This window comes from Streptomyces sp. A012304, from assembly GCF_026008495.1.
Taxonomy (GTDB): Bacteria; Actinomycetota; Actinomycetes; order Streptomycetales; family Streptomycetaceae; genus Streptomyces.
The window spans coordinates 61,868-73,604 of sequence record NZ_BQUN01000031.1; the positions used below are offsets into that span (position 1 = coordinate 61,868).

11 protein-coding genes are annotated in these 11,737 nt (G+C 74.3%); 7 read left to right on the forward strand and 4 right to left on the reverse strand.

Annotation, left to right across the window (positions count from 1 at the left end):
* The first annotated feature begins 266 nt into the window (after positions 1-266).
* The gene (locus ALMP_RS06825; protein WP_264925319.1) at positions 267-833 is read left to right on the forward strand and encodes a helix-turn-helix domain-containing protein; all 567 of its coding nucleotides are present in this window, start codon (positions 267-269) and stop codon (positions 831-833) included.
* A complete protein-coding gene (locus tag ALMP_RS06830) occupies positions 833-1,552 on the forward strand; it encodes a helical backbone metal receptor (protein WP_264925320.1) in 720 nt (239 codons plus the stop codon). Before ALMP_RS06825 ends, ALMP_RS06830 begins: the two co-directional genes overlap by 1 nt.
* Here ALMP_RS06830 and ALMP_RS06835 read toward each other — a convergent pair.
* Entirely contained in the window at positions 1,464-2,630 is a 1,167-nt protein-coding gene (locus ALMP_RS06835; RefSeq protein ID WP_264925321.1) for a TDT family transporter, read from the reverse strand. The genes ALMP_RS06830 and ALMP_RS06835 overlap by 89 nt on opposite strands.
* 70 nt (positions 2,631-2,700) lie before the next feature.
* On the opposite strand from ALMP_RS06835, the gene ALMP_RS06840 reads away from it, so the two are divergent.
* Complete coding sequence (locus tag ALMP_RS06840; RefSeq protein WP_264925322.1) at positions 2,701-3,645, forward strand: LysR family transcriptional regulator; 945 nt, start codon at positions 2,701-2,703, stop codon at positions 3,643-3,645.
* Between the two features lie 314 nt (positions 3,646-3,959).
* Here ALMP_RS06840 and ALMP_RS06845 read toward each other — a convergent pair whose 3' ends face one another.
* Positions 3,960-4,655, reverse strand: coding sequence for a gamma-glutamyl-gamma-aminobutyrate hydrolase family protein (locus ALMP_RS06845; protein ID WP_264925330.1), 696 nt, complete (start codon positions 4,653-4,655; stop codon positions 3,960-3,962).
* Between the two features lie 67 nt (positions 4,656-4,722).
* Positions 4,723-5,457: a FadR/GntR family transcriptional regulator gene (locus ALMP_RS06850; RefSeq protein ID WP_264925323.1), complete on the reverse strand. Its 735-nt coding sequence runs from the start codon at positions 5,455-5,457 to the stop codon at positions 4,723-4,725.
* Between the two features lie 129 nt (positions 5,458-5,586).
* Between ALMP_RS06850 and ALMP_RS06855 the strand changes: the two genes are divergently transcribed.
* Genes ALMP_RS06855 through ALMP_RS06870 form a run of 4 tightly spaced genes read left to right on the forward strand, consistent with a single transcriptional unit; the run spans position 5,587 to position 10,051 of the window.
* Entirely contained in the window at positions 5,587-6,945 is a 1,359-nt protein-coding gene (locus ALMP_RS06855) for a glutamine synthetase family protein (protein ID WP_264925324.1), read from the forward strand.
* An 11-nt stretch (positions 6,946-6,956) separates the two neighbouring features.
* Positions 6,957-8,330, forward strand: coding sequence for an aldehyde dehydrogenase (locus ALMP_RS06860; protein WP_264925325.1), 1,374 nt, complete (start codon positions 6,957-6,959; stop codon positions 8,328-8,330).
* Complete coding sequence (locus tag ALMP_RS06865; protein WP_264925326.1) at positions 8,327-9,109, forward strand: 3-oxoacyl-ACP reductase; 783 nt, start codon at positions 8,327-8,329, stop codon at positions 9,107-9,109. Before ALMP_RS06860 ends, ALMP_RS06865 begins: the two co-directional genes overlap by 4 nt.
* Before the next feature lie 27 nt (positions 9,110-9,136).
* A complete protein-coding gene (locus ALMP_RS06870) occupies positions 9,137-10,051 on the forward strand; it encodes a DUF2510 domain-containing protein (RefSeq protein ID WP_264925331.1) in 915 nt (304 codons plus the stop codon).
* 26 nt (positions 10,052-10,077) lie between these two features.
* Here the strand turns inward: ALMP_RS06870 and ALMP_RS06875 are convergent, their stop codons facing one another.
* Entirely contained in the window at positions 10,078-11,280 is a 1,203-nt protein-coding gene (locus ALMP_RS06875) for an amino acid deaminase/aldolase (RefSeq protein ID WP_264925327.1), read from the reverse strand.
* Positions 11,281-11,737 lie beyond the last annotated feature (457 nt).

Below are 11,737 nucleotides of genomic sequence, written 5' to 3' on the forward strand. Positions count from 1 at the left end.
AGGGAACACTCCGGACGCCGCACGCATTGAACGTAAGAACGCGCGGACCCGACCACCGCCCGGCGACCCCTTGGGGATGATCGACTGGCGTGAACTGTCAGGTCATGTGTGACGCCAGGTGTCCTCCTTGTGACGGGCACATGAAACGGTTTGCCGAACATGCGTAGGGTGCAGAGAACTCATCAGAGGACGTGCCCCCGCGGCGGGAACCCGGACAGCGGGCGGCAGGGCAGCGGCAGCGACGAGCGAAGGAGGGAACCGGAGCGATGGGCGACCACAAAGAACAGCCCCTTCGGGTGGGCGCGGCCGTCCGGCGGCGGCGCCGGTCCCTGGAGCTCACCCTCGCCGTCGTGGCCGAACGCAGCGGCCTGTCCGTGCCGTTCCTCAGCCAGATCGAGAACGACCGGGCCCGGCCCAGCACCAGTTCCCTGGAGAAGGTCGCCGACGCCCTGCGCACCACCGCCGTCGAACTCCTCGCCGCCGCCGACCCGGCGTGCAGCGTCGACGTGGTGCGCGCCGAGATCACCGAGCCCGGTCCCGAGCCGCGCTCCCGCTCCCTGGTACGCGGCCACCATCAGATGCACGCCTCGGAGTTCACCGGCGACCATGACGCGGGCCGTGAGTTCCAGTACCGCAACGACCAGCTGATGTACGTCGCCGACGGCGCCGTGGAGATCGAGGCGGAGGGCCGCGCCTACCGTCTCGGCCGCGGCGACACGCTCTACCTCACCGGCGGGGTCCGCCACCGCTGGCGGGCGACCGTGCCGGACACCCGGGTGGTCGTCGTGGCGGTCGCCGAGCACATCGAGGCGGTCCGGAACCGGAAGCGGTAGTGCGCGTCGTCTCCCTCGTCCCGTCGCTGACCGAGGCGATCGCCGTCTCCGTGCCCGGCGCGCTGGTCGCGGCCACCGACTGGTGCGCCCACCCGGCGGACCTCGACGTCATCCGTGTGGGCGGCACCAAGAACCCGAAGGTCGACCGGATCCTCGCCCTCGCCCCCGACCTGGTGGTCGCCAACGAGGAGGAGAACCGTGCGCCCGACCTCGCCGCCCTGCGCGCGGCGGGCGCCGAGGTGCTGGTCACCGAGGTCAGGGACGTGCCGCAGGCCTTCCGCGAGCTGGCCCGGGTGCTCGACGCCTGCGGCGCCCGCGCCCGCCCGCGCTGGCTGGACGAGGCCGAGGCGGCCTGGACGGCGCTCCCGAGCCCCGCGCACCGTACGACGGCCGTGGTGCCGATCTGGCGCCGCCCGTGGATGGTGCTGGGCCGGGACACCTTCGCCGGGGACGTCCTGGCCCGCCTGGGCGTCGACCACCTCTACGCCGGCCACGACGACCGGTACCCCAAGGTCCCGCTGGAGGAGCTGCGCGTGGCCGGCGCCGGCCTGGTCGTCCTGCCCGACGAGCCCTACCGCTTCAGCCCCGACGACGGCCCCGAGGCCTTCCCCGGCCTGCCCTGCGCGCTCGTCAGCGGACGGCACCTGACGTGGTACGGACCGTCGCTCGCCGAGGCGCCACGGGTGCTGGCCGGGGCGCTGCGAGCAGCTCTCCGCTGACCAGCCCGCGCACGGTGTGCCCGGCGGCGACCGCCCAGGCGGCCACGAGCACGACGTACAGACCGGTGGCCAGGACCGCGCAGGCGGCCAGCCCGGTGTGCCGGGCCAGGGACTCGGCGCCGGTCACGCAGGTGCCGACGGGGAAGGTGAACGCCCACCACGTCATCGTGAACCGCATGCCGTGCCGGCGGGCGCGCACCACATGGGCGCCGGCCAGGCACAGCCACAGCAGCGCGAACCCCATGACCGGCACCCCGTACAGCACGGCGAGGGCCGCGAAGCCACGGCTGTCCGGCGCGGGCACCACCCCCGGGGCGACCTCCGCGAACGTCCCCACGGCGGTGGTGGACTGCCCGAGAGGGCCCAGCACCAGGAACAGCGTGGGCGTCAGCGCGAGCGGCAGCGGGCCGGAGGTGACCAGCCGGCCGAAGACGAGCGGCAGCATCACCAGCGTGGCGAGCAGACTCAGCCCGAACAGCGCGAAGCACGCCAGCAGCAGGGTCTGCCGCGGCTGCCCGTCCGGCAGATGGGGCACCAGACGCGGGCCCGACGCGGCCGACACCATCGGCGCGACCAGCGGCAGCAGCCACACCGGCGTGGCCTGCCCCGCCTCGACCCGGAGCCGTACGGCCATCAGGTACGGCACGGCCACGGCGGCCGCCAGCCCGACGGCCGTACCGGCGCAGAACAACACCGCGTCCAGGGCGACGGCCGCCTCGATGCCGATCAAGTCCCGCCCGACGGCGAGCGCCCCGCCGCCGACCGCGACCAGCGCCATCGCCAGGCAGCCGTAGAACGGGACGGTCGCCGGGTCGAGGAGGTGGGCACGGGCCTGGTCGCGGTGGTGCAGCCAGTGCAGGGCACGGGCGGCGAACAGGGCCACCAGCACGAGCAGGGACAGCGCCCAGACGGCCGTGCACAGCGGGCGCAGCCCCGGGACGCGGAGGGGGAGCGCCGCGCCCGCCGTGGCGACCACGGCGGTGCCCATGACGGTGGCGTACCAGTTCGGGCCGAGGTGGCGCACGGCGGCGACGCGCGGGCGGGGCAGGGCGGACAGGGGCTGCGCTGCGGTGACCATGCCCCCACCGTCCCGGGGCCGCACGCCCCCGACCAGGGACTATGTCTCTATGGGGGCATAAACTCGCCTTATGGGCAAGGAACTGGAGCCGCAGGCGCGTCCGACGGGTGCGGCGGACGCGCCGGGATCGCTCGCGCATCGCGTCCCCGACCTCGGCGCGCTGGAGCTGCTGCTGGCCGTGGCCCGGCTCGGCAGCCTCGGCGCCGCCGCGCGCGAACTGGGCATCACCCAGCCGGCCGCCAGCAGCCGCGTCCGCTCCATGGAACGCCAGCTCGGCGTGGCGCTCGTGGACCGCTCGCCGCGCGGCTCCCGGCTCACCGACGCCGGCGCGCTGGTCACGGACTGGGCGCGGCGCATCGTCGAGGCGGCCGAGGCCTTCGACGCCGGCGCGCAGGCACTGCGGGACCGGCGGGACTCCCGGCTGCGGGTGGCGGCGAGCATGACCATCGCCGAGTATCTGCTGCCCGGCTGGCTGCTCGCGCTGCGCGCCGAGCGCCCCGACACGGCGGTGTCGCTGCACGCGGGCAACTCGGCGGCGGTGGCGGAGCGGCTGCTGTCGGGGGAGGCCGACCTGGGGTTCGTGGAGGGCCTCACCGTGCCGTCGGGCCTGGACTCGGTGGTCGTCGCCCACGACCGCCTGATCGTCGTCGTCGCACCCGGCCACCCATGGGTACGGCGGCGGCGGGCGCTGGCCGCCTCCGAGCTGGCGTCGACGCCGCTGATCCTGCGGGAGAAGGGCTCGGGGACGCGGCAGGTCCTGGACGCCGCGCTCGGCGGGCTGGCCCGCCCGCTGATCGAACTGTCCTCGACCACGGCGGTGAAGGCGGCGGCGGTCGGCGGCGCGGGACCGGCGGTGCTGAGCGAACTGGCGGTGGGGGACGAACTGGCGCTGCGGCGTCTGGTGCGCGTGCCGGTCGAGGGCGTCCGCCTGGCCCGCGACCTGCGAGCGGTCTGGCCCACCGGCCACCGCCCGGCGGGCCCGGCCCGCGAACTGCTGTCGTTGACGCGGGGCTGACCGGGGAACGCTGTCGCCGACGCGAGGCTCATCAGGGATCGTGCCGGTGACGCGGGGCTGATCCGGGGCCGCCGCCGCTGACGCGGGGGTGATCTGGGATCGCCGCTGGTGACGCCGGGCCGGAGCAGGTCGCCGCTGTCGCCGCTGTCGCCATTGTCGGGTTGGCCATGGAGGCGCTTGCCGCGCTCGGCGTGCGTGTGGGGCCCCGGCAAGGGAGTGCGCGGGGCCTGTTCGGAGGTGACGAGGGGCCCGGCGCGGAGCGCTGTCGCGCGCGTGGGGCCCGGAGGCGGGGACCGGCGTTGTCGGCGCGGGGCCTAGGTCGTCGCGCCGGCCGCCGTGACCAGGGCGCGCATCACCCGTACGTCCTCGCCCATCTCCGGATGCCACTGCACCCCCAGCACCCACCCGGAGGCGGATGGCAGTTCGACCGCCTCCACCGTGCCGTCCGCCGCGTGGGCCGCCGCGACGAGGCCGGTGCCGAGGCGGTCCACCGCCTGGTGGTGGTAGGTCGGCACGGAGGTCTCCTCCGGGACCAGCTCGGCGTACCGCGTCCCCGGGACCGGCTTCACGGGGTGGCTGCCGAAGACGCCCACGACCTCGACATGTCCGTCGAGGTGCTGCAAGAGCGTGCCGCCGAGGGCGACGTTCAGCAGCTGCATGCCCCGGCAGATCCCGAGCAGCGGGACACCCGCGGCCAGCGCCGCCTCGATCAGGGCAAGTTCCCACGCGTCCCGCTCCGCCGCCGGCGGCCCGGTGCGGGGGTCGCGCTCGGCGCCGTAGCGGACCGGCTCCACGTCGGGACCGCCCGCGATCACCAGGCCGTCCAGCCGCGCCACGGCCGCCGCCGCGTGCTCCGGCGCGTCCGGCGGGAGCATCGCGGCGAGCCCGCCGGCCCGCTGCACCAGCCGCGGATACCCGGCCGGCAGCAGCGCCGCGTCCAGTTCCCACACGCCCCAGCGCGTCCCGGCCTCCAGATACGTGCTGACGCCGATCAGCGGCCTGCCCGTCACGCCCGCCATGCCCCGACCTCCCACCCCGAGAATGGACTCCTTCCGAACCATTGAACACGCCGGCGCCTCACGTCAAGAACCCCCTGAGCAGCGCCGCCGTCCCCGCGCAGTGCTCGCGCATCATCTCCCGCGCCCCGTCCGCGTCCCCGTCGAGCACCGCCTCCACCAGGGCGGTGTGCTGGCGCTGCGAGTGCTCCAGGTTGCGCACCAGCAGCGGTATGCAGTCCAGCAGGTCGTTCACCGTGGCCCGGACCGCCGCGTACTGGGCGGTCAGCGACGGCGAGCCGCACAGCTCGGCCAGGGTGAGGTGCAGCATCGTGTCCAGGCGGCGGTACTCGGTCGGCGGCGCGTCCCCGGTGCGGGCCAGCGCCTCGCGCAGCCGGCCGGCCTGTCCGTCGGTCAGGCCGTGCGCCGCGCACAGCCCCGCCGCGCCCACCTCCAGCACCTCCCGGAACCGCAGTACGTCCTCGATGTCCACCTCGGCGACCCGGCGCCGCAGCTCGTCCTCGCCGCCGACCTCCGCGCGCGGCAGCACAAACGTTCCGCCGTAGCGGCCCCGGCGGGCCTCCACCAGCCCCTGGTCCTGGAGCACCTTCAGCACCTCGCGCAGCGTCACCCGGCTGATCCCCAGCCGCTCCGCCAGGTCCCGCTCGGCGGGCAGCCGCTCCCCGGCCGGCACCAGGCCCAGCCGGACGACCTGAAGGATCTGCTCCAGGGCCTCCTCGAAGCCGTTCCCGGCCCGCACCGCCCGCAGGACCGGCGTCAGCCGGTCGTCCGGCCCGCCGCCCGTGCCCACCGACATCCGCCCGTGCCCCCTTCCCAAGCAATGGTTCTCCGCAATACCTTATGGCTCCCGGCCGCCGAACGAAGCAGCACAGCAGCAGAGAAGCAGCACAGCAGCAGAACAGAGGAAGCCTGAGGAGGCCCTCCCGTGGCAGACCGCACACCCCCGCTCGGCGTCGAGGAGCTGCACGCCCTCGTCGCGGGCGGTGAGATCGACACTGTCGTCCTCGCCTTCCCCGACATGCAAGGGCGCCTCCAGGGCAAGCGGTTCGCCGCCCGCTTCTTCCTCGACGAGGTCCTCCACCACGGCACCGAGGGCTGCAACTACCTGCTGGCCGTCGACACCGAGATGAACACCGTCGACGGATACGCGATGTCCTCCTGGGAGCGCGGATACGGCGACTTCGCCATGCACCCGGACCTGTCCACCCTGCGGCGCGTGCCCTGGCACCCCGGCACCGCGATGCTCATCGCCGACCTCGCCTGGGAGGACGGCTCCCCGGTCGTCGCCGCGCCCCGCCAGATACTGCGCCACCAGCTGAAGCGCCTCGCCGACCTCGGCTACACCGCGCAGGTCGGCACCGAGCTGGAGTTCATCGTCTTCAAGGACACCTACGAGCAGGCCTGGGACGCCGGCTACCGGGGACTGACCCCGGCCAACCAGTACAACATCGACTACTCCATCCTCGGCACCGGCCGTATCGAGCCCCTGCTGCGCCGTCTGCGCAACGACATGGCCGGCGCCGGCCTCACCGTCGAGTCCGCCAAGGGCGAGTGCAACCCCGGCCAGCACGAGATCGCCTTCCGCTACGACGAGGCCCTGGTCACCTGCGACCAGCACGCCGTCTACAAGACCGGAGCCAAGGAGATCGCCGCCCAGGAAGGCGTCTCGCTCACCTTCATGGCGAAGTACAACGAACGCGAGGGCAACTCCTGCCACATCCACCTCTCGCTCACCGACGCCGACGGCACCAACGTGATGGCCGGACCGGACGGGATGTCCGAGGTCATGCGGCACTTCCTCGCCGGACAGCTGGCCGCCCTGCGCGACTTCTCGCTCCTGTACGCCCCGAACATCAACAGCTACAAGCGGTTCCAGCCGGGCTCCTTCGCCCCCACCGCCGTCGCCTGGGGCCACGACAACCGCACCTGCGCCCTGCGCGTCGTCGGCCACGGCCGCTCCCTGCGCTTCGAGAACCGCCTCCCCGGCGGCGACGTCAACCCGCACCTCGCGGTCGCCGGACTGGTGGCCGCCGGGCTGTACGGCGTCGAGCAGAAGCTGGAGCTGCCCGAGGCCTGCCCCGGCAACGCCTACGCCGCCGACTTCGCCCACGTCCCCACCACCCTGCGCGAGGCCGCCGAGCTGTGGGAGAACAGCCCGATCGCCCGGGCCGCCTTCGGCGACGAGGTCGTCGCGCACTACCGCAACATGGCCCGCGTCGAGCTGGCGGCCTTCGACGCCGCGGTCACCGACTGGGAGCTGCGCCGCTCCTTCGAACGCCTGTGAAAGGTCATCCCGTGTTCGACCCGCACGTGCTGAAGGTCCTCAACCCGGCCACCGAGGAGGTCGTCGCCACCGTCCCCGCCGCGGGCATCGCCGAGGTCGACCGCGCCGTCACCCGCGCGGTGGCCGCCCAGCGGTCCTGGGCGGCCGTCACCCCCGCCGACCGGGCCCGGCTGCTGCGCCGCTTCGCCGACGTCGTCGACGCGCACGTCGAGGAGCTGGCCCTGCTGGAGGTCCGCGAGGCCGGCCACCTCCTCGGCAACGCCCGCTGGGAGGCCGGCAACGCCCGCGACCTGCTGCTGTACGCGGCGGGCGGCGTCGAACGCCTCACCGGCCGGCAGATCCCCGTCCCCGGCGGCTGGGACGTCACCTTCCACGAGCCCCTCGGCGTCGTCGGCGTCATCGCCCCCTGGAACTTCCCGATGCCCATCGCGGCCTGGGGCTCCTTCCCCGCGCTCGCCGCCGGCAACGCCGTCCTGCTCAAACCCGCCGAGACCACCCCGCTCACCGCGCTGCGCCTGGCCGAACTGGCCCTGGAGGCGGGCCTGCCCGAGCACCTCTTCCAGGTGCTGCCAGGACACGGCCACATCACCGGCCGCGCCCTGGTCGACCACCCGGACGTCGCGAAGATCGTCTTCACCGGGTCCACCCGCACCGGCCGCGAGATCATGGAGCGCTGCGCCCGGCACGTCAAACCCGTCACCCTCGAACTCGGCGGCAAGAGCCCCAACATCGTCTTCGCCGACGCCGACCTGAAGCCGGCCGTCGACCCCTTCTCCTTCCTGGACAACTCCGGCCAGGACTGCTGCGCCCGCACCCGCGTCCTCGTCCAGGAGTCCGTCTACGACGAGGTCCACGCGCTGCTCGCCGACGCGCTGGCCGCCGTCGTCGTGGGCGACCCGGCCGACGACAAGACCCAGATGGGACCGCTGATCTCCCGTCAGCAACGGGACCGCGTCCGCTCGTTCGTGCCGGACGACGCCCCCGCCCTGCGCGGGACCGCCCCCGACGGCCCCGGCTTCTGGTTCCCGCCGACCGTCCTCACCGGCGAGCGGCCCGACTCCGAGGCCGCCCGCGAGGAGATCTTCGGCCCCGTCGCCGTCCTGCTGCCCTTCACCGACGAGCAGGACGCGATCCGCCTCGCCAACGACACCCCGTACGGCCTCTCCGGCTCCGTCTGGACCCGGGACGTCGGACGCGCGCTGCGCGTCTCGCAGGCCGTACGGGCCGGCAACCTGTCCGTCAACTCCCACTCCAGCGTCCGCTACTGGACCCCGTTCGGCGGCTTCAAGCAGTCCGGCGTCGGCCGCGAGCTGGGCCCGGACGCCCTGACCGCCTTCACCGAAACCAAGAACGTCTTCATCAGCACGGAGGGCCCCGCACAGTGACCGACGAAATCATCTGCCGCCGCCTGGTGGGCCGCACCGCCGTCATCACCGGCGCGGGCAGCGGCATCGGCCTCGCCACCGCCCGCCGGCTCGCCTCCGAGGGCGCGCACATCGTCTGCGGCGACGTCGACGAGGCCCGCGGCAAGGCGGCCGCCGAGGAGGTCGACGGCATCTTCGTGAAGGTCGACGTCACCGACGCCGACCAGGTCGAGGCCCTCTTCCGGACGGCGTACGACACCTACGGCAGCGTCGACATCGCCTTCAACAACGCCGGCATCTCCCCGCCCGACGACGACTCCATCCTGGAGACCGGCCTGGAGGCCTGGAAGCGCGTCCAGGAGGTCAACCTCACCTCCGTCTACCTGTGCTGCAAGGCCGCGATCCCCTACATGCGGCGCCAGGGCAAGGGCTCCATCATCAACACCGCCTCCTTCGTCGCCCGGATGGGCGCGGCCACCTCGCAGATCTCCTACACCGCCTCCAAGGGCGGCGTGCTCGCCATGTCCCGTGAGCTGGGCGTGCAGTTCGCCCGGGAGGGGATCCGCGTCAACGCCCTGTGCCCCGGGCCGGTCAACACCCCGCTGCTCCAGGAGCTGTTCGCCAAGGACCCCGAGCGGGCCGCCCGTCGCCTGGTCCACATCCCGCTCGGCCGGTTCGCGGAGGCAGAGGAGATCGCCGCCGCCGTCGCCTTCCTCGCCAGCGACGACTCCTCCTTCGTCAACGCCGCCGACTTCCTGGTCGACGGAGGCATTTCCGGCGCCTACGTCACACCCCTGTAGGGCCCGTCCTACAGTGCCGGGATGAGCATCACGCCCCCGCCCGGCTGGTACCGCGACCCGTCGGCCCCGCACCAGGAACGCTGGTGGGACGGCACGGCCTGGACCGAACACCGGCGCGCCCCCGAGGGCTTCGGCCCCGTGGCGGCGCCGGTGCCCGGCCCGCCGTCCGCCGTGCGCGGCGGCGGGCGCGCCAGGGCCGTCGCCCTGGCCGTGACGGGGGCCGTCCTGGTCGCGGCGGTCGTCACGGGGGCCGTCCTCCTGCGCGAGGACCCCGGGGGCGGCGAGCGGACCGCGCCGCCGGCGTCGCCCCCGACGGCCGCCGCCTCGTCCCCGCCCCCGCCGTCCTCCCCGTCACCGTCCCCCTCCGAGGACCCGTCCGTCGTCGTCGACGAGCTGAACGGCATCACCCTGCCGCTGCCCGACGGCTGGGTCAGACCCGAGTACGTCGCCCAGGACGACGTCGTCATGACCACCGACGGCACCTACGACTGCCCGGTCGACCCCGGCGTGTGCCGGCGCGGGCTGGTCATCTCCCGCACCGTCACCGACACCGCCGAGACCTCACCCAAGGTCCTGGCCGAGGCCGACATCGCGGACGCGGCCGAGCTGGCCTACGGCCGCGACACCATCGGCCGGCGCCCCTTCGGCGGCATCGAGTCCCACCGGGTGGTGGCCTTCGGGCAGGTCGCGGTCGCGAGCCGCGCCGGGTACTACGTCCGCTGGCGGGTGACGACCGCCGAGGGGCCCGGCGGCTACGTCCAGTCCCTGGTCTTCCCCTCCACCGTCGGCACCGAGGCACCCGTCCTCGTCCGGTTCGTGTTCGACGCGGGTGAGGACGGGCCGCCCCTGGCCGACATGGACCGCATCACCAAGGGCATCCGCCCGATCGGCGACGCGGACACCGGCGGCGGGGTGGGCAGCGGCATCGGCCGCACGCCGTGACCCGGCGACCCGGGTGACCCGGTGACCTAGAGGAAGGTGTGCCCCTCGCCCCGGTACGTCGGCACCGTCGCCGTCACCGTGTCGCCCTCGATCAGGTGCAGTTCCTCGAACCGCTCGCACAGCTCACCGGCCTTCGCGTGCCGGAACCACACCTTGTCCCCGATCAGCAGGTCGTCGGCCGGGGAGCCCAGCAGCGGCGTCTGCACCTCTCCGGGGCCCTCCTGGGGGTCGTAGCGCAGCCCCTCCGGCAGATACGGCACCGGCAGCCGGTCGGGCCCGGCCGCACCCGAGGCGGGATAGCCGCCGCCGAGGACCGTGACGACACCCACGCCCGGCCGGCGGACGACGGGCTGGGCGAAGAGGGCGGCCGGACGGCCGGTGAAGGACGTGTAGTTGTCGAACAGACGCGGCACGTACAGCCCCGAGCCGGCCGCGATCTCGGTGACGGCGTCCTCGGCGGCGGTGTGCTGCACACTGCCGGTGCCGCCGCCGTTGACGTACTCCAGGTCCGGCGCCACCGCCCGCACCGCGCGCACCACCGCGGCGCGCCGCTCGGCGAGTTCACGGCGGGCCGCGGCCTGCATCAGCCGGACCGCACGCGACCGCAGCGGGCGCCCGGCGACAGCGTCACCCACACCCGCGATGTGCCCCTCGTAGGCCATGATCCCGACCAGCCGGAACCCGGACCGCCGGGCCACCGCCCGTGCCACGTCGGCGACTTGGGCGGGGGAGTGCAGCGGCGAGCGCAGTGCCCCCACCCGCACCCGCCCGCCGAGCAGCTTCAGCGAGGTGTCCAATTCCAGGCAGACCCGCACCACTTCGCGTCCACCCGCCCGCGCGGCGTCGATCAGGTCGAGCTGGGCGACGTCGTCGACCATGACGGTGACGGCGGCGGCGAGCTTGGGGTCGCCGGCGAGTTCGGCGAAGCCGGCGCGGTCCGCCGAGGGGTAGGCGAGCAGGATGTCGTCGAAGCCCGACCTCGCCAGCCACAGGGACTCGGCCAGGGTGAACGACATGATGCCCGCGAAGCCGTCCTTCGCCAGGACGCGTTCCAGCAGCGCCCGGCAGCGCACGGACTTGCTGGCGACCCGGACCGGCTTGCCGCCCGCCCGGCGTACGAGATCGTCCGCGTTGGCGTCGAAGGCGTCGAGGTCCACGATCGCGAGGGGAGCGTCGAGATGGGCGGTGGCCCGGTCGTAACGGGTCCGGTCGGCGGCGCGCGCAGTCATGAACGCAGCCTGCCAGACCCGATTACCGCAGGGTAGGGGGACGATCCGGGCAGATGCCCCCGGGGGCGCGGACTGGTTCCCGTTCGCGCCGCGACAAGCCGTAGAGTGACGCGCACGCACGGAGGAACGGCTCCGGCCGCGCATCCGTGCCGGGATGACGGTCCACCCGTGCGGGTATGCGTGCCCAGAACGGACCCGTACGTCCGCACCGGGCCGCCCGGGCCGGCCAGGAGGGGCCCGAGCAGGAGAACGACGGCCCGGGCATGAGGAAACGGGGGGTGCATGAGCACGGAAGCACGCCGCGCCTCGATCCCCCCGCGCCCGAGCGTGCCTCCGCGCCCGACCGCGCCCCCGCGCCCGACCCGGCCGCCGGCGGAACCGTCCGGCACCGGACCGGAACCCCCCGCCGCGACGCCCGACGAGCCGACGCGCCCCCCGTCCTCCCCCCAGCCCACGG